Here is a 24,262-nt window from a genome sequence, read left to right on the forward strand (position 1 = left end):
CAGCAGGCACCGATCGCCTACGAACAGCAGTCAGCTCCCCTGACATTTGCCGCATAACGAAACGAACAGGTGTCCACTCATCGGGGACAAGACCCAGGAACGTCGCGGCCGCCGGTTCGCGTTCACGCACCTTGACCCAGCCCGCACCGCCTTGGCGGTGATCGACATGGTGCCGTTCTTCGTCTCGCAGAATCCGTACTGCCGAGGCATCGTGCCGAACATCAGCCGCCTCGCGGACAGCCTTCGAGCAGCGGGCGGCACGGTCGCCTGGGTGCTGCCGGCGGCGGTTGAGCGTACGGCGGTGGGCGACGAGTTCTTCGGCCCGGAGATTGCCGAACTCTTCCGCACTTCTGGTGGCACCGGGCCTCTGGCCGACCGTCTCTGGCAAGACTTCTTGGTCCACCGCGAAGACTTGTTGGTGGAGAAGTCCGCGCCCAGCGCGTTCTTCCCTGGCCGCTGCCGCCTTCCTGAGCTGTTGGAGCAGCGCGACGTGGATACGGTCCTGATCACCGGCACTGTCACCAACGTGTGCTGCGAGTCGTCGGCCCGTGATGCCAGCACGCTCGGTTTCCGGGTCATCATGGTGGCAGACGCGAACGCGGCAGGTCGCGATCAGGATCACAACGCCACGCTGCACACCGTCTACAGAACGTTTGGCGACGTGCGTCCCACCCTGGATGTGCTCGACTTGTTCAAGGGGTGAGAGCCCCTGGAAGGTCTGCCGTCGTCCTCGGCCGACACAGCGTGCGGCCGGGTAGTGCGTTTTGGAGCGCCGCCGCCGCTCCTGTCGATGCGGGTGTCCCTGTGTCTAGGATCGTGATTTTGTGAACGCGCAGGTCAGCGTGGTTCGCGGCTGAGTCAGGGATCATGGACAGTAGGCGCGGGGCCCAGGGAGTTGTGTCATGGGCCGCCCCAACCGCGCCACCCGGGCTGCCATCACCCAGCGCCGCGCTGACGCTATCGATCTCAAACTCGCCGGCGTCGACTGGCTGACCATTGGCCGCAAGCTGGCCGCCGACCCTGCGATCAACACAGACGGCATCGCCTACCCGCAGGGGTATGGCATCGACAAGTACAAACGCGGGCTGGAGCCTCCCACCGACAAGCGGCTGATCGAGCTCGCCTGCAAGGACGTCTCCAAGGCCCTCGTCGAGCGCACCACTGCTCTGGACACCAACACCGATGAGCTGCGTCAGCTCATGGTGGAGCGACTCGAGCGACTCTTCTTCGGCGTCTACCGCGCCGCGATCCGTAACGGCGACTACCAGGCCGTGGACCGAGCGGTACGGATCATCGAGCGCAGCAGCCGCCTCCTCGGCCTGGACCGACCTGCCCGCACCGAACTGTCCGGCCCGGACGGCGCCGCGGTCCAAGTGGAGACAGCGGGCCTGGACGAACTAGAGCGGCTGATCACCCTTGCCGGGGGCGATGCGGGCGAGGATGGCAAGGGCTGACGAGGCCGCGGTCCTCCAGCTCTACCGGTCGCTTCCCGCGCAGCGACGCCGTGAGATAGCCGCAGCCTCAACCCCTGAACTGCGGGCTCGGCTTGTGCGGATCGAGCGCGAGCTGGCGATGGACCGTTCGCCGGGCGCGATGGCCTCCGTGCTCACCGACGGTCGGGAGATGCAGGCCCCCCACCTGGGGCTGATCGACGCTGCCTTCGAGCAGGTCGCGGCCGGAAAGCCGACTCGGCTGCTGCTGACCATGCCGCCTCGGCACGGAAAAAGCCGCAGGGCCGCGAGGTGGGCACCCCTCTGGTACTTGAGGCGGCGCCCGGAGCACCGGGTGATGATCGCCTCCTACTCCTCCGACCTCGCTGACGACCACGGTCGGTGGATCCGCGACGCAATCCTCACCTACGGCCCGCAGCTCGGCGTCAGCCTGCGCCCCGGCTCCAGCGCGGCGAACCGATTCGACCTCGCCGGCACCGAGGGCGGCGCCGTCATGGCCGGAGTCGGCGGCGGCCTCACCGGCAAGGGCGCCCACCTCGCCGTCGTCGACGACCCGATCAAGGACGCTCAGGAAGCGTCCTCGCCCACGATGCGTAAGCGCCTGTGGGAGTGGTGGCAGGCCGTCCTCCTGACCCGCATCGAGCCGGGCGGCTCAGTGATCCTGATTCAAACGCGCTGGGACGAGGACGACCTCGCCGGCCGTGTCCTGGCGGACGAGGGCGACCGGTGGACGGTCATTGACCTCCCGGCTCTCGCCCTGTCTGAGGATGACGCCCTCAGCCGTGCGATCGGTGCACCGCTGTGGCCTGAGCGGTATGACACCGACGCACTCGCCGAGATCCGCCGCTCGGTCGGCGAACGCGTGTGGTGGTCGCTGTACATGCAGCAGCCGCGCCCACAGGACGGCGGCGTGTGGCAGTGGCCGTGGATCACCGAGAACCGGACCAGCGCAGCACAGCTGCGCGGCATCGACCTGGCCCGCATCGTCGTCGCTGTCGACCCGGCAGGCGGAGAGTCTGCCGTCGGCGACGAGACGGGCATCGTCGCAGCAGCGTCCGATCGCGACGGACACCTTTACGTCCTGGACGACCGCTCGGGCAATCGCGGCGCGGACGCCTGGGGCCGCGAAGCGTGCTTGCTGGCCATCGAGTTGCGGGCCGACGCCATCGTGGTCGAGTCAAACTTCGGCGGCGACATGAGCACGCAGATCCTCCACCAGGCGTGGCAGGGACTGCAGCGTGAACAGCGCACGGAGGGCATGCTGATGCCCGCGGTACTGCCGGTGACTGCAAAGCAGGGCAAGCGACTTCGAGCGGAGCCGATCGCGCAGCTCTACGAGCAGGGTCGCGTGCACCATGTCGGTGAATGGTCTGCGCTGGAGCAGCAGATGGTGACGTGGGTCGCCGGCATGGACTCGCCGGACCGCATGGACGCCGCTGTCCACGCCCTCACACAACTCGCCACCCCCAGCGAGGCCGGTAGCACTCTGACCCCGTACGGCGACAATCGCCTGTCGGGTCGGCGATGAACACAAAAAGGTCGCATCGGGGAGTTCACTCCAGCACCCCACCGCAGGCAGCAGGTTCTGGGCGAGCATCACCGCCCACTGCTGGAAGGGCTCCGCAACGGCCTCGATACCGAGGCGGGTCTTGAGGAAGTACTGCGCCCCGGGCGATCCGACCGACGCAGGTTCTCGATCACCTAGGGTGAAGGAGGCGCGGGGCCGACATTACGGACCTCAACCCTGTGGGCTTGCGCACCTTCCTGACCGACGCCTGGTCGTGGCTCAACTACAAGCCGATCATGTCCGCCGCGCACGACGGACGGCCTCACCGATCTCTGGCTCCTGAGCTCCACGCGACGTGGCTGCCCGATGAAGCAGTTCGGCGTCTCGCCGCGTACAAGCTCATGGCGGCCTACGACAACAACCAGGCCGGCGAGCTCGCCGCTCTCACAGGCAACGAAGCAGCCTCCGAACGGCGGGAGTTCGGTGATGCGTCGACGTTCGTCGACACGGCACTCGCACACTTGCTGGGCAAGTCCCAGCAGATCATCGTGCCCGGCGCCGAGCACGCCACCGACGACACCCCAGCGCCCGAGGCTGTGGCAGCCGCGGAAGTGCAGCAGCGCCTGCGAACGTGGGCGGAGGCCGAGCTGCTCCCGCTGCGCATGCAGGCCGCCGAGCGCAAGGCCGTGCTCCTCGGAGACGGCCTGTATCTCCTGGCCTGGGATCCGGACAAGCAGCGAGTCCGCCTCAAAACGTACGACCCTGGCTTCTACTTCCCCGTGATCGAGGACGATGCCGACCCGGGCGACTATCCGCAGCGCGTACACCTGGCCTGGGAGCTCCCTGAAGACCCCAAGAGGGGAATGAAGGCGCGACTTCGGCGGATCACGTACGAGCTCGGCCCCATCACACCGTCCACACGCAGTCATGAAGGAGCAGATGGGCAGGGCATACGGCAGCCATTCGACGATGGGCCAGGAGGGCTCGTCGTGGAGCGCGGCGATCGCTACAACCCTGGCTCCGGCAGGATCGAGCGGACGTACCCCTGGGCATCTGGGCAGACGTCGGCCGTTACGTGCTATCTGACCGATGCTGAGTGGTTCTTGGACGATCTGCGGCACGGCCAGTCTCTGGACGAGTTGCCGCTGGACAAGGCCCGCTTCCGTACCCGTGGGGACGGGGAGGTTCTACACCGGCTGGATCTGCGACTGGACTTCGTCCCGATCGTCCATATCAGCAACACGGTGTCTGACGGTGAGCATTTTGGGCAGCCGATGCTCGCGAAGGTCATGCAGGCCCTCGATGAACTGGCGGAGTCCGACACGGACTCCGCGCGTGCCTCCGCCACCACGGGCGCACCCATCATCGGCCTGGCTGGCGCGCGCCCCGAGGTCGACCGTGTAACCGGCAGGCCCAAGCCGCTTGCGGTCGAGCCTGGGACGATCTTCGCGCTCGCCGATGGCGGCCGCATGGATGTGCTTGACACCTCGCACCAACTCGCCGAACTTCGTGCCCGTGTTGAGGAAGTACGGGACAGAGCCGCGGTCAACGCCCGCCTTCCAGCCGTCAGCTTGGGCACCGTCGATCCTTCCGACGTGCCCAGCGGATACGCCCTCCAGCTGTCTCTCGGTCCTCTCGACTCTCTAGTCGACTCCATGCGGCTCGCGCGGGCCCACAAGTACGCGCTGCTGTTGAAGATGGTGCAGCGGATTCACCAGGCCGGCCGTGCCGAGGGCTGGGCTGCAGGGACTCCGCTGTCTGCTCACATCGTGTTCGGCCCGCACACCCCCACCGATCGGACGGCCATCTTGGAAGAGGTGGTGCGCGGCGTCACCGCGGGCGTCCTCTCGCTTGAGACTGGCATCCGCATGCTGCAAGACGCCGGATACCCCATCGAGGACGCCCGTCAGGAAGTCGAACGGATCAGAGCCGGGCGACAGTCCCAGGCGAAGACCAAGCCGAAGCCCATCGCCTCGGCTGCAGCCGAGGCGGAGGCGGGTGATGTCAGCGAGTAGATCCGGATTCCGTGTAGTACTTCTCTGACTTAACCTCTCGTATCTCCAGAGTGAAGTCCTTGCCCGTCGGACTGTCGACGTATGTCTCCTGCTCCGACGCCCCGGGCTCCCCACTGCGTTCCCTCTGGGTGATTTCGTACTGGCCGCGGCTCCTGCTGTCGGGCTGCACCCGAGACAGAGTTATGGCATTACTGCTGGTACGCACAGGGGCACCCGCCCGCGACACGTCGAATCTGATCGTGTACGTCTTCGCCTCGGTGGAATCGTTGTATGCCGTCACCGAGACGTGCGGCGTGTACGTGCGGTCCCCATAGTCCGGGATGTTCGACGACGCTTTATCTACGGATTGGTAGGCGACCTCGATGCGGCCGCCGTCGACAGGGACCGTCGTCTGCTCGGCGTAGGTGAGAGAGCGGTCCCAGGTGCTGGTGGAGTCCCCCTTGGAGATCATCCACCAGCCGCCCGAGGCCAGTGTGGCGGCGCACACGGCGCCGACACTGATGATCAGCTTCTTGTTCTGCAGGTTGCCCACGGTCCCCCCATGATCGTCTGGTCAAAGGGTAACGAACCGTCCATAGTTGTCGATCTCGCTGTGTTACGCGCGGGGCAAGGCTTCTGCGGTGGCGTTCTTCCGGCGACGCAGGAGCGCAAGGACCGCGACAGCGCCGAGGGTCATCCAGGCCTTTCCGAGGATCTGCCCGGGCAGGTAGTCGAAGGAGCCGAAGGCCATCCTGAGGAAGATCAGGCTGTCGGCGATTAGGCCTACCGCGTTCGAGGCGAGCATGGCGACAAGGAGCCCTCGTGTGCGGAGCGGCTCGTAAACGGCGAAGTCCATCAGTTCGGCGACGACGAACGCAGCGGCTGACGCGAAGGCCAGGGCCGGGTCGGCGAGGAAGTAGGAGACGACGGTGCCGACGGCGATCGCCGCGAGGATTGCCTTGCGGCCCGCGGCCTCACGGGCGAGGTCGCGGAGCACGAGGGCCAAGCCGACCATGTAGACGCCGGCTGGGGCGTCATAGCCGAAGCCGACAGGTAGGGCCCCGATGTGCGTGACGGCCAGGTTGGCGGCCGGGATGGTGGCGATGTAGGCGACGAGCGTGGCTATACCGGCTGGAGCGGGGACCTTCACGATCTTCTTTCTGTCTTGGTGTGGCAGGAACTCGCCGGCCTGCGTTGAGCGGAACGAAGGCGGGAGGCGCCCAGACAGTACAACTCACGCCACTGACACTTGCCGAGAGAATTGACAAGCTGCAGGTCAGCGCCTCTCTCCGGTTTCGGCTCGGGCTGGGCCAGACGGCCGGGATCGTCTAGATCGAGACCTTGTGGGAGCGGTCAGCGGACTCGTCGGCCTCGGCGCGAGGGCCGAGTTCAGCCAAGAGCATGGAGGGTTTCAGCCATCGTCGCGTGCAGCCCCGGGTTCCTCACACCTTCTATCTGCCCGTTTTGAGCGAGCCTGCACTGTTATGCCATACATCAACTGGCCGGCTAGCGCGGCGCCTCACGGCCATTCTCGAATGCTTATGCGAATCCAAGTCTGCCATCTTTGACGTTGTTGTCAGTGCCTCCGTTTAGGCTCATGAGCATTGTCATACGAGCAGGTGGGGGCGACCAGAAGATGGCTTCGGGCTTCGCAGTCGGACACCTCGTCGAGTTCCAGGGAAGCCCTGGAATCGGACGGGTGGGCGCGATCACCGACGGCTCGCTGCGCGTGGACTTCTTCGAGTCCATGGCCGAGCCCGCGATCGAGCCCCAGACCGTTCCCGCGATAGCTTGCCGACACGTACGCCTCGAACCTGAGACCCGCGTCTTCCACTACGACCGCAGCACCGGCGAGTGGAAGGCTGGCCGCGTTGTGGGCCGGGCCCCTGCCCCGCACGACTATTCCGTGCGATACCCCAACTCCGAGCTGGACGATCTGGTCTATGAGGCCGACCTCCGGGTGCGCTGGAACAAGCCAGTACGCGACCCCCTCCAGGTCCTAGTTGTTGGCGGCAACGAATCCGGGCATCTCTACAACGCACGCATCCCCATGCTGCACAACCTGGTCGCGCAGCGCGCTGCCAGCGCCAGCACCCCGGCCCTCCTGGCGGCCGCCGCCGAGATCTACCCGCACCAGGTTCGCGCCGCACTGACCGTGCTTTCGGACCCGGTCCAGCGGTATCTCCTCGCCGACGAAGTTGGGCTCGGCAAGACGATCGAGGCCGGGTACGTGGGACTGCAGACCCTGATTGATAACCCGCAGGCACGCGTCGTCTTCCTCGTCCCTGATTCCCTGCGTCTCCAGTGGTTGGCCGAGTTGCGCACGAAGTTCTTCACCGATGACTTCCGTCCGCGCGTAAAGATCATCTCGCACGACACCCCCGAACTCTGGGAGCGGCACCACGGTAGTGATCTTGTCGTAGTCGACGAAGCCCACCAACTAGTCCAAGATCGCGATAACACGGACCCGACCTACCGTGCACTGTGCGATCTGGCCCACTCCGCGTCAAAGCTCCTGCTGCTGTCCGCCACACCAGTCACATCCAGCCACACCACGCACCTGGGGCTCCTGCACCTGCTTGATGCCGACGTGTACAAGTGGAGCGAGCGGGAGGCGTTCGAGCAGCGGTACAACCACCGGGCCGAGTTGGCAGACCACGTCCTTAGTCTCAACGCAGACTTCCACCCGCTGCTGCCGTCCACGATCGACATCATCAAGGCGCTGCTGCCCCAGGAAGACACCCACTTCAACGACCTTGCAGCCCACGTGCTCGACCTCCTAGACATCGAGGGCGACCTCCGCGATGGGACAGAGTTGCAAGAACTCACAGCACGGGTCACGGAACTCCGGGCACACATCAGCGAGACCTATCGGCTGCATCGCCGCGTCATCAGGCACCGCAGGTCACGTGTACTGAACGACAACGATGAATCAGCCGCAGCCGCATACGAAGTGCGCGGCCGCACCGAGCCGACACGGCTGACGGCCGAGTCGTATGACCCAGCCGTGGACAACCTCTTGGAGTGGCAGACCCAGTTGTGGGGGTACCTCCTCGATGAGGGCCTTGAGAGCGAGCGCGACTCCTACGGCCTCGCGCTAGCCGTGCTCGCTTCCCGACTCGGTGGCACATCCGCCGACTATCTCGACGCACTTCGATGGCGGGTCCATCGCGACGAAGAAGCCGCACAGCGTGCCGGCCTGAGCCCCCGCGAGCGGAACCACCTCGCGAACCCACCAGTGGCGCCTCACGAGTTCAAGAGCCTGCAAAGCCTCGAATCGCAGATCACAGACAGTCACAACGCCGCCGAAATCGACGACCTCATCACCGCCCTCCTGCCGGCCCTGAGTAGGCGCGGACGCACCATCACGTTCTGCGGCCCAGGCACACTCGCATCGAGACTCACCCAACGCCTTCGCGCACGATTCCCCAAGGTCGCCTTCTTCGAGCATACTCGTAGCGCCGGGCCCGAAGCGTCTGAAGATGCCATCGCGGCATGGCGACAGCACACCACCAAGGAAGAGGCTGCGGTTCTCATCGCGGACGACTCCGCGGAGGACGGCCTGAACCTCCAGGTTGCCCAGAGGGTGATCCACGTGCGGCTACCGTGGTCGCCCAACCAACTCGAGCAGCGCATCGGTCGCACAGACCGCTACGTCGAATCCCGCGAGCAGCGCCAGAAACCGAACCAGTTCGTACTCACGGACGCCGAAGCCCACACCGAGGCATGGCTGTCGTTGCTCATCAATGGGTACCGCATCTTTACCGAGAACGAGTCGGTATCCACGCTGCAGGACGCCATCGCTCAGGGACTTGCTGATGTCTGGGCGCAAGCACTTGAGCACGGGCCAGATGGACTGGTCGATTTCACCGAGACCGTCCAGAAGCAGCTAGACAAGGCCCGCCGCGAAATCGACAAGATGGACACTCTCGAGTCGATCTTTGACACCTCCCCCCAAGACATTGACTTCGCCGAGCAACTCGCAACGTTCGAAGCCGGCTGGGGTGCCACCCGTGCAGCCATGCTCGGGTACACCGGACGAGATGGCTCGCACGGAATCAAACTCCGCCACACCGAGCGCAAGTTGAATGACGTTATGTGCGAGGTATTCGACATCAGATCGCGCACCCTCATCTCCCCGCATCTCTACCACCGCAAGAGCCTCACAGCGGAGACTGCCAAGGGCACATTTAGCCGGTCCGAGGCGCTGAAGGCTCCCGGCACTCGTCTGTTCCGCATTGGGAGCCCACTCGTCGACACGCTCGCGAACGTCGTGTGGTACGACGACCGCGGGCAGGCGACAGCCTTCTGGCGCGCTGATGCCAGCTACCGCGGGGAGCCGGAGCCCTACTTCGGCTTCGACTATCTCGTCGAAGCCGATATTTCCTCGGCGCTCACACTGGCACTGCCGCTCGTGCGGAATGCCCGCGACGCGGAGGCGGCATTGAGGCGCCAGGCTGAGCAGCTTCTCCCGTCTTTCACGCTGAAGGTCTGGGTGCCGGCTGGGGCCGCCGAGGCCCTGACCGACGAAGCCACCCAGGCCTGGCTCGATGCCCCCTACGGCGCTACGGATCACAATTACAACCCTGGAAACATCCACGAGTTGATGAACCTGTTCGACGGGCAGCCCGGCTACGCAGCATCTGCACGTGACGCGGAAACCGTCGCCCGAGCGGAGCTCCGACGCGTAACCAATCTGGCCGACAAGTGCGACCAGGCCCAACAGCAGGGCCGGGAGCGCCTCACCGTGATGAGAGCGCAAGCGGAAGCTCGCCAAGCAGCTGGTCGGCTTCTAGGGGACGGAGAGGGCTATCTCGTCGACGTCGCCATCACTGAGGCGTTGGTGCAGGGACTGAGCAATCCGAGCGTTCAACTCGTATCCGCAACGTGTCTGCTGAAGACGGGGCTCAGGAGGGTCCGTCGTGGCGACTGACGCTTGGACCGGTGCCAACTCGCTCTTCAAGCATCTGTCAGAGCACCGTGATCTTCGGCAACTTCCTGAGGTTCCCGATGCGAGGGGAACACTCCGCAGGCTCCGTGACGCCTTGGCTGACGAGTCAAGCGGGTGGCGCGACATCGCCTCACTGACTCGACAGATCCTCCTCGAAGCGCAAGCCCGAGAGAACACAACCGGATTCACGGTGCCGCTCCTGCCGCGCTTGCCTACTCGCGAGCAGTGGGAGGAGATTCGCTGCCAGACTGGGCTGCGCAACGGCGGCTCGCATCTGTATGTGACGGCCTTGCCATGGCATCCGCCGGTCTCCGGCGACGCGTCTCGTCGCGCGGCTCAAGAGGATCTTCGCCAGATCCACCTCGGTGCGGACTCGCCACACCATCGCAAACTGGAGTCGTATCCAGCCGATCCGTTCTTCACAGCCGCCCTCGGCGGACATCACAGTCACTATGTGTCGACTGGGCAACGGCAAGCCGCTCGGGCTGTGGCTCTTGCCGAGCCGGGGAGCACCACCATCATCTGCCTTCCCACCGGGCACGGAAAGACCGCGGTGGCGATGGCTCCCGCTCTTCTGTCGAGTACCGGCAGCGGCGTCTCCGTGGTCGTTGTCCCCACGAGTGTTCTCGCTGCAGATTTGGAGCGACGCACCTTCGAGATCGTCGAGCAGCAGGGTAATCACAGCCCCACGGGCCGATACGCATACACCAGCGGCCTCCCGATCGAAGATCAACAGAAGATGAGGGAGGACATTGCTACAGGCCGTCAGAGGCTTGTGTTCACGTCTCCTGAGTCGCTCGTGGGGAAATTGAAGAAACCGTTGGAGGACGCGGCCGAGGCAGGCTTGCTCCAGTACTTCGTGATCGACGAGGCACATCTTGTCGAGCAATGGGGCAACAGCTTCCGCACCGAGTTTCAAACGATGGCGAGTCACCGTCGCATCTGGATCAGCAAGGCCCCGCAGGGCCGGCAGCCCATCACTGTTGCGATGAGTGCAACGCTCACCGCGCAGCAGGTGGAGACGCTTGACCTGCTGTTCGCTTCTCCGCAACGGGCGAGGGTCGTCTGGGCGTCCCAGCTTCGCCATGAGCCGAGCTATTACATCGACGCCTGCCGCAGTGAGGGGGCGCGGGAAGCAGCGATCCTCGAAGCTGTCTCGTACCTGCCGAAGCCCATGATCGTCTACACGACAAAGGTCGAGCATGCTCAGGAGTGGGCAAGCCGTCTGCACGCGCATGGACTGCACCGAGTAGCTCACGTGACCGGTGACTCCACCGAACCTGAGCGTCGCCAAGCCTTGGAAGGCTGGAGCGGCAAGACCGGGGAAGGCAGCAAGAGCGCGACTCAGTACGACATCGTCGTTGGCACTTCGGCGTTCGGCCTTGGCGTTGACCTCGCCGATGTCAAGACGATCGTGCACGCCTGCCTTCCTGAGACAGTGGATCGCTACTACCAGGAGGTCGGCCGAGCAGGACGTGACGGCAGCCCCTCAATCGCGTATCTAGCTACTACACGCGGGGACGAAGAGATCGCCGACTACATGAGCGACGAGGTGGTCATCGGTGCCCCTCGCGCTTGGCAGCGGTGGGAAGCGATGTTCCATGATCGGACCATGGTTGGCGACCACCACCGGGTCAGCCTTGATTCCTTCCCTCCGGACATGAATGAGGGATTCCATCGGAACCGGCAATGGAATATCCGGGTCCTCAACCTCATGGTGCGCGCCGGGCTCGTGGCCGTCCATCCACCACAGCGGCCGACAAAGATGGTGGATGAGTCCGAGGTTGATTGGAGGGCGCGACTAGAGCAGTACTACACAACGGCCAATGATTATGCGGAGATTGAGCTCCTTGACTCTCAGGCCAGAAGTAAAGAGCACTTCTACGCCCGCTTTGAAGATGAGCGGCAAAAGCTGCTGCATGGCCGAGCATCGGCACTGCGCGAACTCAAGGCTGCTCTGAGAGGCAATCAATGCATCGGCGATGTGCTGGGGGCGTACTATCGCATCCCGCACAGCGGAGGGTATCGCCGTACGGGGATCACCTGCCGAGGCTGCCCCCACTGCCGGGCCAAATCCGAACCGACGCCCAGTGGCTTCTACCGGCTTGCCGGGGAGCCACGCCCTCTGCTGCCAGCGACCGAGAACCACAGGCGCCTACCTCTGGTCGAGTACTTCGGAGATCGCCACTGTTTGAGCCTGTGGTGGCAGGATGCCGGCGATCACGTCCTGGCTGCCCGTTTGGTGGAGAGTCTGGTTCGCCGCGGAGCGGCCGTGGTCGGAGGGCCAGGCATGGACGGCCGCCTTATGGGCCAGCTGCAGACAACAGCGCGGACCCGTACCGTGATCGTTGATGGTGACGGGGCACTACTGGAGAGCTGGCGTGGGCCGGTCATCTGGATGATGGACCCCAACACAGCGTCTATGGGACCTGAGGTGGCGACGCGCTTCGCGTGGGATGTACCCACTTACTTGATCCATCCTCGGACTATGCATCACCCAGACCGTCGGGGTACGCCGCTCGTGGATGTCCATCCGGCAAACCTGTCGCTCCGCCGCGCCTTGGAGGAACTCTGATGACGCTCCTGAACGTAGAGGCAGCCATTCCCTCACAGACATGGGCTGTGGTGCGTCTCCTCACCTACTTCGGGAAGAGCATCGCCCTTGATGATGCGCGGGCGTTGCTGAGTCCTCCGCCTCTGCGAGCAGACGAGGCGAAGCCAAGACCTCCTTTCGACAGTGCACTCAGTTCCCTCCAAGACTTGGGGTTGGTGCACGTCGATAAGGAAAGCAAGGAGTTGTCCCTAGCTGGCAAGGCCAGGGATCTAGCAGGCAACGATGACCTTGTTGCTTACACCTGCATCCTGCGCCGAGCGGTCCTCGATGCCGAATACAACAGGGAGTTGGGGGCTGATAACGAGAGGACCGGCCCCCGCGACTTGACACGTGCGCTTGCCTGGTTCCTAATGCACGATCCGATGGAGCCCGCAGTAGATTGGCTCACCGCGCAGGACCTCGTGGATAAACCGGATGGAAAGGATCGAAAGTTCCTACGGCCGGAGGTTCTTCCCCTCTTCGCGAACGGCACACGGTGGACCCGTTTTGGCTATTGGGCGCCCGCTCTGGGCCTCGCAGCTGCCCCGCTTTTTCGCACTGATGGCGGCAGTCCACTGGTCCCCGACTGCACCGTGGCCGTGAAGCAGACGGTGAACGGTCTATGGCAACCAGGGCAGCGCATCAATGCCGTTGAGGCATTGCAGGTTCTGCGCGAGAACCTGCCGGTGCTGCCGGGGGGCGTGCATTCGCTCGCGGTCGGGATCCCCACTCCTGGCGAGAACGTGGCAGGCACTGCTCTCTCCTTTGCGTTGCTCCGCGGCGACGATGAGAAATGGATCCGTCTGGACCACGACGATGACGCCCGGCAGATCCTTCACGTGCACGATCCAGATCGGCCAGCCAGCCCTCGCCCCGTCAGCGATATCACTATCTTGGAGGCCGACCATGGCTGACTTCCGCGGAATGCTCTGCTGGGAGCCAGCAGTGGCGTCCTCCACGATCAACACCGAGGCGGTCAGCCCATCTAGGGAAGTCTTCCTGGCCACCCATGCCCCGCTGCGCATCAAGCGAGCCCGGATCATGGATGAGAGGGAACTCCTCCTCGAAGGTGACCCGATCGGCGAGCGGGAAGTACTCGAAGACTTCCTGGCGCTCCGCCCGGACAGCGGCGCCCTGCTCATGCCGGTCGTTGGTGATTCAGGCTCGGGCAAATCGCACCTTGTCCGATGGGTCCGCGAGCAACTCGCGTCGATGGACGAAGGGGCTGACGAGCGCGAGGTCATCTACCTCGAGAAGTCCAAGACTAGCCTCAAGGCGGTTATCAGCACTCTCATCGCGAAGGCAGAGAGCAGTGACCTGGCTCAACTGAAAGAAGACATCAACAGGTTCACTGACGACATCGACGAAGAGTCCCTGGCGAGGCGCATCCTCAACGAGTTGAGCGAAGCACTCGAAGCAACCTCGCCCAATACAGAGTCGCGGCCACTGGCCCGCATGCTCGTCGGCCCTGGCAAGCTGGCCGCTCTCCTCCTCGACCCCCACGTCCGCGCCGAGTTGCTCACACCGGGAAAGTTCGTACCTGAACTGGCCCATCAGCTCATTCATAATCGTCAGGCCGGGCAGACGGACCGTCCCGAAGGCTTCAGCGTCAGTGACCTCCCACTCGACATTCGCGACATCCAGTCCGCGTCGGGCATGGCCCAGAGACTGCTCGGCACCATCAGTACCCGAGGCGACCTTCAAGCCATCGCGGTAGACCTACTCAATAGCCATCTTGAAGCCGCCATCAAGAGTGCTGCCAACCTAGGTGCTGGCCGGCTCCTTGATGCCATGAAACAGGTACGGGAGGAGTACCACCGACAGGGCAAAGAGATCATTCTCCTGATCGAGGACTTCGCACTGATCCAAGGCGTTCAACGGGATCTCCTTGACGCCGTGGTAGAAGCCGCCAACCGTGAGGGGAAGACGACTCTCGCCCCTATTCGCAGCCTCATGGCCGTGACCACGGGATACTTCCAGTCCTTGCCAGAGACGGCCTTGACCCGCGTACAGGCAGCCACCGGCTACGTCTACCACTTGGATGTCCCTTTCAGCGCAGAGGAGCCGGGGCGCTCAGAGATCGCCTCGTTCGCTGGTCGCTACTTGAACGCTGGACGCGTCGGCCGCGAAGCGTTGGAGCGCGCCAAGGACGAAATCCCCAACAAGTGCGCAACATGCCCCCTACAGGCAGAGTGCCATGAGGCCTTCGGAGCGACCGCAGACGGCTACGGTCTATACCCGTTCAACGAGTCTGCTCTAGTGCGGGCGGTTCATTCGACCGCCCCACAGGAGAAGCCCTGGTCCTTCAACCCACGCACCGTGCTGGGGAGTGTCCTGCGGCCAGTGTTGAAGGAACACTCTGGCGCCATTCGTCAAGGTGAGTTCCCTGATCCAGATTTCCGGCAGCGGTTCCGACCGACCAAGGTCGACAAGCCCCTCAGCCGTGACGTACGAAACTTCGTGGCGGAGAACGATCACGACCCTGTCTCGCTGGAGCGACGTAATCTCGTGCTCGAGTTCTGGGGAGATGCTCCCGAGCACGCTAACAACCTTCACCCCACCATTCTGGATGCCTTCTCACTAGAGCCACTAGACGGCGGCCATCACGCTGGCCGGCCCACCCCGGCGCTTGGTCCGGAGCAGGCAGGCACCAGCGCATCGAAGCCAGAAGCCACCACCCCGGTCAAGCGAGACGAACTCCCCGCAGGAGTCCAGCGAATGCTGGAGACGGTTGACGAGTGGCTTACCCGTGATGGCGGGCTGGACACAGCAACCGCCAATCGGATCCGAAGCACCGTTTCAACGGCTGTCGTGCAGCGATACCTCTGGAACTCTCCACTGATGCGGGAGCAGGCCGTTACCGACATTCGGAGGGCAGCCTGGCCGTCCAAGGCAACGGTCGTGTCAATCGAGGGCGCAAAGGAGAACCTGCCCGGGATCGAGAACGCGCCCATCACGTTCTCCCGCCGCCCCAAGGACAGTTGGTTCTTCGACAGCCTGTTGAGGGCAGAACGAAATCTGCCAGCACGGGCTGAGGACATTCGCAGGTTGGCCACGCTGGCAGACAAGCACCAGCCCGACCTCACCGCACGGTTGCAGCGGCACATGGAATTCTCTGACGACCACCTGGTCATCGGATTCCGGGCATCTTTGCTTGGAGCGGCGCTGGCAGGCCGAGCACGACCGGGAATGCCCACGGCTCAACTCGTTACGGCTGCCCTGGACGATGGCCAAGAGTGGCGTCGCGGGGACCAGCCGATGCGCACTGTGAAGTGGATAGACGTGCTTGGGAGCCATCTCAAGGCACGACCAGAACTCGTGAAACAACTCCGGTATTCCGTTGGCATCGCGCAAGGCATCGGCGGTGTGAACATGATCGATGCCGCACGGGTGCTCCCATTGCTCGACAAGGCAACATCCTCGTGGAGTTGGGACATTGAAGTAGCGGAACTCCCGAAGTGGGTTCGGCCAGCGGTTGCCGGATTTGCATCCTGGCCGTCCCTGGTCGAGGAGCAACTCACCCGCCACGAGGAGTTGCTCGCCTCGATCCGGGAGCGTCACCCCCGAGGCACAACCGGCGTCCAGGCCATGGCCGCGATGCGCGATGCGCTCAACGCGGCCCGCGAGGTTGGACTACCTCTGACAGCTGAGCAGACACGCCAATTTGAGACTCTCCTGCAGCGCGGACAGGGCGCAACGTGGCAAACCATCTCGGCGCTCGAGGACGACTTGGCCAAGGCAGCCGACGAAACACGCGATGCTACCTCGCGCCACAACGCCCGCGTGATCGCCGCCGTCGAGGAACGCGGCGACTCGCTCAGGGCGATTCAGCAACTACTCGTTGCAAGCGACGAATGGCTGGACGCTGCTCTCGCCAGCGCCGATTCACGGTCTAGTGGCTCCGCAGGTGACAGTGCCGCGGAAGACGTCGGGCAAATCTGTGTGGAGTGGCAGGCACTCACGGCTGTCCCGTCCGCCGAAGACGACAGGGAGGACTGGTGACCAACTTGTCTGTGTACGACAAGGCCGTACAACTGCAGAACCGTGCCCGCCAGATCGCTGCAGGTGCTGTCGGGGAAAAGGAAGCCGCTCGCGTTCTGAGCCGCTCGAAGGAACTCCGCGCGGCGCTAACCGAGCTCAGAGCCCAAGTGGAGTTGAGCCATACGCTTGCGGCGTTGGGAGCGGCACACAAGCCGGATCTTTCAGGCGTCGACACCGCGCGCACGGCGTTTGAGCGGAAGGCCCTTAACGGGCTTCCCAGTGACACGGTTTTCAACACGGCTAGGAAGAAAGTCCAGGATCTCTCGGGCAAGCTCAAGGGTCATAGCAGCACGGCATGGGTCGGCTGGGCTACGGCACAGGTCGCCGACCTTCCCCTGGCCCGGATCCCCATGCTCTCGCGCGACGAACGCGAGGCCGCGCGCAACCGGGAGAAGGAACTCCGACAGGCGGTGGCAACCAAGACCCTGTCCAAGTCGGACGTCACCCTCTTCACCAGCACGTACGCCCTTCTCGCGGAGTCCCTCCAGGACAAGAGTGATCCCCCCAGCGAACTGTTGGAACTTCTGAAGTTGCTGGAGAAGCGCCCCAGCCCCACGCTCCGCGACATCACAGATGGCGACATTGCGCTGCTGCGCCAGTTCGAGATGGACATCCACATCACCCTGCAGAGGACCGGAGCGTGACAGAGCAACTCGGCGTTCGCTTTGCGAACGAACTCCTGAATCACCTGGAAAACCGCGAACTGCCGCTGCTGTCCTGGGGCGTCACAGAGACTGCGCTCTCCCAAGCCGAGGTGATAGAGACCATCGATAGTCTCTTGCAGAGTCACGAGGATGCCCCGGCCGGCATGTCCGCTGATTCTGTGCTGGAAGAGTTCCTGCTCCATGCCTTGCTGTTCGAGGTGCCGGTGCCTGTGACGTCGCCGCCGCGGTATCGCACCCGGCTGGCGGAGTCGCTCAGGCTCACGACGGGTCTTCGGCAGCTCTTTGCCCGAGGTGGGTGGGCGCAGGAGGAGCGGCAGGGTTGGTGGCAGCATCAGCGGCGCCTCGTCGCTGACTATCGGCTGCACGTAGCTCCGCGACGCTACCCGCGCCGAAACATCCCGGCATCCGAAGCACTCCGCGTCCTCGCACAGCTTCCGCGTTGGGGTGAGGTACAAGAACACGTAGCATCAGCCCAATTGCAGGGCCGCGAACTGGCACGCTTCCAGTTGGATGCCACCCGTTCCGTATTCGCCTCGCTCAGCTCTGAGCGGTCCAAGGGGATCATCGTCGGAGCTGGTACGGGTAGCGGTAAGACGCTCTCGTTCTACCTGCCGGCCTTCGCAGCGATGGCGGAACACGCGCGCCCTGGGGTGGCAAAGCGCGTTCACACACTGGCGCTCTATCCGCGCAAGGAACTCCTCCGCGACCAACTGCGAGAGTCGATCCGGTCTGTTGACGACATCGAGCAGGCGTTGCACGAGAGCAGGCGACGTCCTATCCGAGTCGGTGCGCTCTACGGTGATACCCCATGGAATGCTCGGGATCAGAGGCTGGAACCGAACTCACGTCACGCCACTGCCTGGAAGCGCACTCCCCGGGGCGTCGTGTGCCCGTTTCTGCCATGCCCCATCCCTGACTGCGGCACTGGGGAGCTCCAGTGGACAGACGAGGACCGCCAGCGTGGCCGCGAGCAACTGAACTGCACCAGGTGCGGCTACGTCCTGAAGGACGGGCGTCTTGCTCTCACCCGGGAATCCCTCAAGAAGAACCCTCCGGATTTGCTGTTCACCACGACGGAGATGCTGAACCTCTGTAGCGGGGACAGCTATCTGGAGTGGTTGCTCGGCTGGCGTGGCAGCGACTCTGCTCCCTCCCTCGTGCTCCTCGATGAGGTCCACACCTATAGCGGGCTTCACGGCGCGCAGGTGGCACTGCTGTTGCGCCGCTGGCGTGAGGCAGCCCGCCGTCCCATGACGTTCGTCGGTCTCTCCGCGACTCTTCGTGACGCGGACAAGTTCTTCGCTCAACTCGTCGGTCTGCGTCCGGTCGATGTCGACCCGATTGAACCGGCCGACGAGGACATGACGTTCGAGGGGCGTGAGTACGCCGTGGCACTCCGCGGCGACCCAGTGTCGGGAACAAGCTTGCTGTCTACGTCGATCCAAACGGCCATGCTCCATGGCCGCTTGCTCGACCTGGACAAGAGGCAATATCTGTACGGCTCTACGGGCTTCCTGTTCACGGACGATCTGGACGTCACCAACCGCTTCTACAACGATCTCCGCGATGCGGAAGGCGGGCAGAACCGCGCCGGCCGCCGTAACGGCCGCAGGCCCGTGCTTGCGGGCCTGCGTTCCTCTGAACGTGACGAGCATGCTGCGCGCTACCTGGACGGTCAGTCGTGGGACATTGCCGAGAAGATCGGGCATGACCTCGACCCCACCCTGCAACTGCACCACCTGCATGTTGGCCGTACGTCCTCTCAGGACGTCGGGGTCGACCACGACGCGAACCTGACCGTAGCGACGGCCTCCCTAGAAGTCGGCTTCAACGACCCACGAGTGGGCCTGGTACTCCAGCACAAAGCGCCCCGTGACGCCGCAGCGTTCATCCAGCGCCGAGGGCGCGCTGGCCGAGAACGCGGCACCAGGCCAATGACCGTGGTTACCCTCTCGGACTACGGACGGGACCGACTCGCATACCAGGCGTACGAGACCCTGTTCGCGCCTCAGGTGCCTGCACGAAGCCTGCCGATCGGCAACCGCTTCGTACTCAAGATCCAAGCCACCCAGGCCCTGTTGGACTGGGCAAGCCGGAAGCTCCGTTCCAAGAAACTGTGGGCCAACCCCCGAAAGATCCTCAAGGCGCCCGCAGGCCATGCCGTGCGCAACGAGGACCGGCCGGGCCACGACATGCTGGCATCCCTGCTGCAGGCGATCCTCGACAAGCCCGATCTGCAGGACGAGCTTGCCCAGCACCTGGGGAGAGCTCTGCAGGTCAGCGCAGACGAGGTACAGGCGCTGCTGTGGGAGCAGCCCCGATCACTCCTGCTGTCTGTCGTTCCCACGGCGCTGCGGCGCCTGCGCAGCGACTGGTCATTCCAGCGCATCGATCCGGGCGCGAAGGAAGGCTCGCTCCTCCCCGAGTTCATTACGCGCTCACTCTTCGATCCGCTGAATCTGCCGGAGGTCGAGCTGCTCCTGCCGTTCAATACGAACGACACGTTGGAGCAACTGCCGATCGCCAGGGCGCTACGCGAGGCCGTACCGGGGCGCGTCAGCCGACGGTTCGGGCACCGCCGTGATGAGCACCGCACGTGGCTCCCAGTTCCACCCGCCGGCAGCAGCACTCTGCCACTCCCCCAGATCGTGCAGCACGCTGATCCCGAGGGAACCTGGTATCCCGATGGGCATGGACCGGAGGGACTTCAGGTCTTCCGGCCCACACAGTTGAAACTGGAGCAGCCAGGCAAGGAAATCTCCGACCGATCACAGGGTCTCCCCATTTGGGGTACTCAAATCGTTGTGTCCGAGGAGGCGCCTCCAGCCCCGGCCGACATTCCTAACCCGTCTCTCTGGTACGAGCGCGTGCAGGCCGTCCGCTTCGCCACACACGCTGCCGGCAATCCCATCGAGATGCGGCGCATGACCATCGGCGCCGATTGTCAGGTGGCGCTCGAACGCGGAGAAGTCGAGACACGCAAGGTCTACTACGAACTACACGGCAGGCCAGCTGCGCTCGGCTTCCGGCTAGGTGTCGACGCTGCACAGATCCTGCTCAGGCCCCTGAACACCTCGGAAGCTGTGGTCAGGGAGTACCTGTCGTCTCCGCAGTGGCGGTCACTCGCGTTCTCGTACACCTTCGCCGAGGATCCTGCTCTCGAGGACGTCGCGAACAAGTTCCAGCGTGCGTGGCTCAGCCAGGTCTATCTCACCGCCTTCGCGCTCGAAGGCCTCAAGGGATCTCGTACTCCTGGGGAGATCCGAGCAGCACTCGCTAACGGAGCGTGGACCGGGGAGCTGCCTCGCATCCTGAGCGTCCTCTACCGCGACAACAGCGACCCCGACCACGCTGTCGAGAATGCGCGACTGGTTCAAGGGCTCACGGACTTGCTGCGCGACGCACGGGTTCTCGCCGCCGTTGACCGTGCGGCCGAACACCTCGTCGACCCGGATATTGCTGCCCGGACTGAGGACCTCGCTCAGCGCGCCTATCGCGACACGGTGGCCGCGGCGATCCTCGCCGCCGCGCAGCGAGCCTGCCCCGACTCACAGGACGGGGACTTGATCGTCGACGTGGCGCCTGGTGCCACCAGCAGCGACCCTTCTGTCGTGTGGCTCAGTGAAACCTCTGTAGGGGGACTGGGTGTTGTAGAAAGCCTGGTGCGCTTCTACGGGGAAGACCCTCGCCGCTTCTGGGGGCTTGTCACCAGTGCGTTGGCCCCAAGCGACTACGAGTATGTAGACGCCACGCTCACCCAGTTGCTCCGTCACCTGTCCGACGAGCCGGGGGGAGATGCCGCAGAAGCCATGCGCGCACTGCGAGGAGCCGAGGATGCCGACGCGGCCCAGGAGGCTCTGAACACTCTCCTATCCGCGTGGGAACAGTTGGACGGCCGTCCGCGTGTCACTGCGGTCTCAGCGTTGTCGACCCGCCTTCTTCGGCCAGGGTCCGGACCCGGCACTGACGCGCAGGCTCTCACCATGGTGGACGCGTGGGCGGGACTGGAGCAGAGGCTCGGTGTTGAGGTCGACGCGAACGTCATTGCCTTCGCGGTCGGCGACAAGCAACTGAACGTCGGCGGGAACAAGCGGCTGACAGCCGACCAGGCCTTCAGCATGCTTTGGCCTCGCGGACGACAGGCTCGTACGCAGGACCTCCAGCACTACCAGCCCTATGCCGACACCCCAGTACTGGATCGACTCCTCGTGCGCGAGGCTCACAACGACCGTCTGCCCGAGGTGGACGTCACAGCGAGCGACTGGGTCCTTGCCTATCAGAAGGCCATGACCGACAACGGTGCCGCAGAGCTCGTCTGCCCAGCAGGCGAGTCGCAGGCCCTGGCGGAAGCCCTGGTCCGCGTGCCGGCGCTGCCGGTGGACCGGGATGTCCTGCGCGTCCACGGGGAGGTCCGTGGCTACACCAGGCATCGAGATGAGCTCCGTGTACGGGTGGAGTTGCGGGAGGCAACCCAGTGAAGGATCTGACCAGAACCGTGCGCACAGGTGCACGTACAGGGCTGCGCATCGACTCGATGCTGTCTGCGGCGCTGATGGCAGAGATGCTCAGCCCGAGCCACGACTTGTGGTTGGTCTCGCCGTGGATCACGGATGTGCAGGTCATCGACAACAGCCACGGCACCTACGACGCCTTCTTTGGCGACGTCCCGCCCAGCAGTTGGCGGCTCTCAGACGCCCTTCTACGCATCGCTGGAGCCGGGGCCCACATCCACGTGGTCACGCGCCCGGACCCTCACAACGATGCGTTCCTGCGTCGGATCGAGGCCCCAGAACTGGACCGAGTGCATGTCCAGCGCGACCCCGATGTCCACGAGAAGACGCTGTGCGGGCAGGAATGGATTCTCACCGGGTCGATGAACTACACGGTGCGCGGTATGGCGAAGAACGATGAGTTGGTCACCTACAAGGTGGGCGGGCCAGATGCCGGTCAGGCGCGGCTGGACCTGGCTCAGCGGTGGAGGAGTGGCTCGTGACACAGACCCAGAATCAGCAGCGAGAGGCCCTCGAAGGGTTCTTGCACCGATTCTTCGGCCCAGGAAACGGCGTCTGGCCGAATCTCGATCCGGACTACCGCTACAAGGACCGCACGCTGCCGTTCGTCGAAGCCATTCGACGCGGCGACGACGCACCCGTAGTCCTTCCGCGCGTCTATACGGACCGTGATCGTTTCGTCGTGTACGTCATTGCCCGGGAACCTGGTGAGCGTGCCAAAACAGCCGAGTTGATCCGCGCTTTCGCTGGCCCGACGTACATCGCGTATGACGAGCAGGTTGGGATCCAGCCCGCCTGGCTGGACCCTGATGATCCCATCGAGCAGGCCATCCGCGATTTCGCTGGTGAGCGGACCACTTTCCGTCTGGAGACGGGGCGCACGCTTGAGCACCGCCGGAACCTGGCCGGGGCCCTGGAGTTGATGCAGAGGACCGAGGCTCGGCGTCCTCCCAGGATGTGGCGCGTGGCCAAACCGATCGGCCGGCTTCTCGCCGAGTTCGACGCGTCGCTCTCCGCGGGCGCTGAGGCCGCCTCGAACGTGGTCCTTGAGCACCTAGCGGCGGCTGGTGGTGTCACCGCAGCCAACCTCGCGAACCTGAGGATCAAGCGGCTTGACCGGCTCGGCCGCAGTGAGGAGATTCTCCAACTCCCTGAACTGCCTGACGCCATCCGGCAGGACCCTCCCCTTCCGGTCAAGGAAGCAATCTTGACCGCTGTGTACGCGGCGCTGGAGGAGCCTCTCGCAGAGGGCGACCTCTCATCGGCACGGGCGAAACTCCAAGAACGAGGCCGCTTCGTCCCTGCCCTGCTAAATACCGATGCGGGCAGGCTCGGTGCACAGGCCGTCGCTGTTCTTCTGCTGGCGGCCACCGTCCTTGAGGACCTGCCTGCTCTGCGTCGTCTCGTGAAAGCCGTTCGGAACGCAGATCGCATCGGCGAACTATCCCCGCTGGTCTGGGAGGACGCTCAACGCGTTCTTGCTGAAGGCGTCGGCGAGGAAGCACCTCCCGTCGTGGCAGAGCCCGTGCCCCAAGTTCCTGAAGACGATGTGTCGAAAAAGATTCCGACGATCGACTCCTGGCCGGCCTTCCTCGCGGCCGTAGCCGCGGGCAGCCGTGCAGGAAAGTCGGCAGTTGAACAGCGCAGTTGGACTGCGTGGGCTCCACCCGCAGTCCATGACGCGTCCCTCGCCAAATTCCTGGACGGGCTGGAGAATCAAGCTGCTGAGGAGGCCTGGCGAGCGGTTGGAGCGTTCATTGACGCCGACGGATATGTAGCTCCCGCAGGTCTAACCGCCCATGCATTCATTCGGAACGCAGTCGCCTTCGACCGGTTCGGCCCCGGCGACCTCGCCGCGCTCCAGGCCCTCACAGAGATCGCACTCCGAACTGGCCCTTCGGCGCACACCTACGCCGAACTTCTCGACGAGATCGGCGCCTACAGCAGTCGATGGGTCTCACCTGAGCGGGCATCAACTGCGCTGGACTTCGTCGACCGGCTGTTCTTGGTCGCATGCCCGGACCTGAACGCGCGCAGCAAACTCGCATACAACCTGCTGGAGCCTCTCTGGCGACATCAAGGACGGCTCAACGAAGCCGACTTGGCATTCGCCAAGCGTCTCTCAAGGGAACTCAGTGTCGACTTCTCTTGGCAGGACCGGGTCGGCTCCGACGACGATGAACGTGAGCTCTCGCTCTCAGACCTGCCGCCCATGAAAGTGCTGCTCTACTCCCTGGACGACGCTGTGCTCACGCGCTGCGCCGAGGAGATCAAGCAGCTTGCCCCCGCAGTGGACACCACAAAGGCCAGCGACCACGTCGGCAGTCCCCAGCTTCGGCAGAAAGCACGCTCCGCTGATCTGGTCGTTATCGCAACGCGCTGCGCGAAGCACGCTGCGACCGGCTTCATTACGCAGCACGCCCGTACCGAACGCATCCACTACGCAGACGGCAGCGGATCGGCATCCATGCTGCGAGCAGCAGTGACCGGTCTTCGCTCGGCTGCAGTAGACCGCTAACGCAGTGGTGGTCTCCCTGGCCTGTCCAAGG

Annotated in this window: 14 protein-coding genes; 12 read left to right on the forward strand and 2 right to left on the reverse strand. The window is 64.3% G+C overall.

Annotated features, from left to right (window positions below; translation table 11 throughout):
- The first annotated feature begins 166 nt into the window (after positions 1–166).
- The 4 genes from ACGFYH_RS33380 (at position 167) to ACGFYH_RS33395 (ending at position 4,973) form a co-directional block, all read left to right on the forward strand.
- Complete coding sequence (locus ACGFYH_RS33380) at positions 167–703, forward strand: isochorismatase family protein (RefSeq protein ID WP_393806939.1); 537 nt, start codon at positions 167–169, stop codon at positions 701–703.
- 199 nt (positions 704–902) lie between these two features.
- Entirely contained in the window at positions 903–1,454 is a 552-nt protein-coding gene (locus ACGFYH_RS33385; protein ID WP_393806916.1) for a hypothetical protein, read from the forward strand.
- Positions 1,441–2,979, forward strand: coding sequence for a terminase large subunit domain-containing protein (locus tag ACGFYH_RS33390; protein WP_393806917.1), 1,539 nt, complete (start codon positions 1,441–1,443; stop codon positions 2,977–2,979). The genes ACGFYH_RS33385 and ACGFYH_RS33390 overlap by 14 nt, the downstream gene beginning before the upstream one ends.
- Before the next feature lie 224 nt (positions 2,980–3,203).
- On the forward strand, positions 3,204–4,973 hold the full coding sequence (locus ACGFYH_RS33395; RefSeq protein ID WP_393806918.1) for a hypothetical protein: 1,770 nt from the start codon (positions 3,204–3,206) through the stop codon (positions 4,971–4,973).
- Here ACGFYH_RS33395 and ACGFYH_RS33400 read toward each other — a convergent pair.
- Both ACGFYH_RS33400 and ACGFYH_RS33405 read right to left on the reverse strand, forming a co-directional pair.
- On the reverse strand, positions 4,963–5,505 hold the full coding sequence (locus ACGFYH_RS33400) for a hypothetical protein (RefSeq protein WP_393806919.1): 543 nt from the start codon (positions 5,503–5,505) through the stop codon (positions 4,963–4,965). The genes ACGFYH_RS33395 and ACGFYH_RS33400 overlap by 11 nt on opposite strands.
- Before the next feature lie 63 nt (positions 5,506–5,568).
- On the reverse strand, positions 5,569–6,102 hold the full coding sequence (locus ACGFYH_RS33405) for a VUT family protein (protein ID WP_362758283.1): 534 nt from the start codon (positions 6,100–6,102) through the stop codon (positions 5,569–5,571).
- A 447-nt stretch (positions 6,103–6,549) separates the two neighbouring features.
- Between ACGFYH_RS33405 and dpdE the strand changes: the two genes are divergently transcribed.
- Genes dpdE through dpdD form a run of 8 tightly spaced genes read left to right on the forward strand, consistent with a single transcriptional unit; the run spans position 6,550 to position 24,231 of the window.
- Entirely contained in the window at positions 6,550–9,885 is a 3,336-nt protein-coding gene (gene dpdE / locus ACGFYH_RS33410; RefSeq protein WP_393806920.1) for a protein DpdE, read from the forward strand.
- Entirely contained in the window at positions 9,875–12,478 is a 2,604-nt protein-coding gene (gene dpdF / locus ACGFYH_RS33415) for a protein DpdF (protein ID WP_393806921.1), read from the forward strand. Before dpdE ends, dpdF begins: the two co-directional genes overlap by 11 nt.
- Positions 12,478–13,410, forward strand: coding sequence for a protein DpdG (gene dpdG, locus ACGFYH_RS33420; protein ID WP_393806922.1), 933 nt, complete (start codon positions 12,478–12,480; stop codon positions 13,408–13,410). Before dpdF ends, dpdG begins: the two co-directional genes overlap by 1 nt.
- Positions 13,403–16,498 (forward strand): protein DpdH, encoded by a 3,096-nt coding sequence (dpdH, locus tag ACGFYH_RS33425; protein WP_393806923.1) that lies wholly within the window; start codon positions 13,403–13,405, stop codon positions 16,496–16,498. Before dpdG ends, dpdH begins: the two co-directional genes overlap by 8 nt.
- Positions 16,495–17,181 (forward strand): hypothetical protein, encoded by a 687-nt coding sequence (locus ACGFYH_RS33430; protein ID WP_393806924.1) that lies wholly within the window; start codon positions 16,495–16,497, stop codon positions 17,179–17,181. Before dpdH ends, ACGFYH_RS33430 begins: the two co-directional genes overlap by 4 nt.
- Positions 17,178–21,680, forward strand: coding sequence for a protein DpdJ (gene dpdJ, locus ACGFYH_RS33435; RefSeq protein ID WP_393806925.1), 4,503 nt, complete (start codon positions 17,178–17,180; stop codon positions 21,678–21,680). The genes ACGFYH_RS33430 and dpdJ overlap by 4 nt, the downstream gene beginning before the upstream one ends.
- Positions 21,677–22,195 carry a phospholipase D-like domain-containing protein DpdK gene (gene dpdK / locus ACGFYH_RS33440; protein WP_393806926.1) on the forward strand — a complete coding sequence of 173 codons (519 nt, stop codon included), beginning with the start codon at positions 21,677–21,679 and terminating at the stop codon, positions 22,193–22,195. Before dpdJ ends, dpdK begins: the two co-directional genes overlap by 4 nt.
- The gene (gene dpdD / locus ACGFYH_RS33445) at positions 22,192–24,231 is read left to right on the forward strand and encodes a protein DpdD (RefSeq protein WP_393806927.1); all 2,040 of its coding nucleotides are present in this window, start codon (positions 22,192–22,194) and stop codon (positions 24,229–24,231) included. The genes dpdK and dpdD overlap by 4 nt, the downstream gene beginning before the upstream one ends.
- Positions 24,232–24,262 lie beyond the last annotated feature (31 nt).

It is taken from the genome of Streptomyces sp. NPDC048392, from assembly GCF_043200575.1.
In the GTDB taxonomy this organism is placed as follows: Bacteria; Actinomycetota; Actinomycetes; order Streptomycetales; family Streptomycetaceae; genus Streptomyces.